At 54.1% G+C, this 1,365-nt stretch carries 3 protein-coding genes and 1 pseudogene; 2 read left to right on the plus strand and 2 right to left on the minus strand.

Going from position 1 to position 1,365, the window contains the following annotated elements; genetic code table 11:
• Both WFL93_RS24045 and WFL93_RS24050 read left to right on the plus strand, forming a co-directional pair.
• Positions 1-369, plus strand: a pseudogene (locus WFL93_RS24045) (phage tail protein); the annotation flags it as partial.
• Positions 369-797, plus strand: coding sequence for a tail fiber assembly protein (locus WFL93_RS24050; protein ID WP_336779201.1), 429 nt, complete (start codon positions 369-371; stop codon positions 795-797). The pseudogene WFL93_RS24045 and the gene WFL93_RS24050, both read left to right, overlap by 1 nt.
• Here the strand turns inward: WFL93_RS24050 and WFL93_RS24055 are convergent.
• Both WFL93_RS24055 and WFL93_RS24060 read right to left on the minus strand, forming a co-directional pair.
• Complete coding sequence (locus WFL93_RS24055) at positions 769-1,002, minus strand: tail fiber assembly protein (protein ID WP_336779202.1); 234 nt, start codon at positions 1,000-1,002, stop codon at positions 769-771. The genes WFL93_RS24050 and WFL93_RS24055 overlap by 29 nt on opposite strands.
• Positions 1,003-1,365 (minus strand): gp53-like domain-containing protein (locus WFL93_RS24060; RefSeq protein ID WP_442955907.1); only part of this gene is annotated, 363 nt, incomplete at its 5' end.

Consider the following 1,365-nt stretch of genomic DNA (forward strand, 5'->3'; position numbering starts at 1 on the left):
TTTCTCGCAAACCTTGGTTTAGGCGAAGCCGCGAAAATGCCCGCCGCATCCGCCATCACCAACGGTGCGGGCTGGCTGTCCATTCCTGTGCTGATTGGCGGCGTCACCCGCAATATCATTCTGCAGTGGAAATCGGTGAGCGTCCCGATGTCGACAGACGGCACCATGCAGGTGGTCAATACATCATGGCCCGTGGCGTTTCCGACGGCGTGCCTGTCAACCATCCAGGCGTTAACCAACTCGCTCATTTACGCAACCAATGGCACGCCTTTCACGTCGTCAGCCTCCATTGATCGCGCCACGTTTGCCGCAGCGAGCAGCTATTCCAAATCGACATCAACCGTCACCGTATGGGGAGTGGGCTACTGATGAAAGACTACGTTTACAGCGCGTCGCTGAATATGATTTGCGCCGTCGCGCTAAAGCATGATTATGAGCTGGCGGGGACATGGCCGGGTGACGCCGTGGAGCTGGAGCCGTCCACCGCGCTGGAATTTATGGGGGAGGCCCCGGAAGACAAAATTATGCGCGCCGGGCCTGATGGCTTACCCGCATGGGCCAATACTCCGCCGCCATCGCCCGCGCAGTTGTCAGAGCAGGCGGAGCAGCGCAAAACCAGCCTGCTTGAAATGGCGCAGGACACCATCAGCATCTGGCAAACTAAGTTACTGCTTGGGCGCATCAGTGACGCAGATAAGGCAAGTCTCAACGACTGGCTGGATTATATTGATGCAGTCCAGGCTCTTGATGTTACATCACCGGAAGTTATCAGCTGGCCTGATGCTCCTGCTCAGTAGGGTTAACCGGAATGTCTCCCCACTGAGGCATTCCATTCCCACCTGCGATCCTCATTTTCCCTAATGGTGCCAGCCCCATAAATTCGGCAGCCAGCTCGTTGCTGGCCTCTGTGCAATCTAATAAATCCCATCCTGCGGCTTCATACTGCTGACGCATCTGAGCAGGAATGAAAACATTGTTTATAGCTGACCATAGCATGTGCATTTAATACCCCTCTGCCCTGTAATAAATCGTGTTAGCTGTGCTGCATACGATTGATGCCACGAATGAACTTGCAGATTTAGTAAACACACCCACAAAACGAGAGCTTGGGTCTTCAGTCTGATAGGTAAACCAGATACCTACGCACACCGAAGGAAATGGAATAGGAAAATTCACCGTGACTTTTTGAGCGCCAGAAGCGCCGGAAACGCTGAATGATCCCCCTTGCTCAATCATCCCTGATGGGTGCTGCCTGTACCATGCGCCGCCACGCTGAGCAGGAAAGCTGCTCATATCCGGAATCTGATTGGCACCTGTACCAACTGAGCGCTTTGCCGCTTCGCCCAAACCAAGGTTTGCGAGAAA

It is taken from the genome of Pantoea sp. USHLN256 (genome assembly GCF_037149875.1).
Lineage (GTDB): Bacteria > Pseudomonadota > Gammaproteobacteria > Enterobacterales > Enterobacteriaceae > Pantoea > Pantoea nemavictus.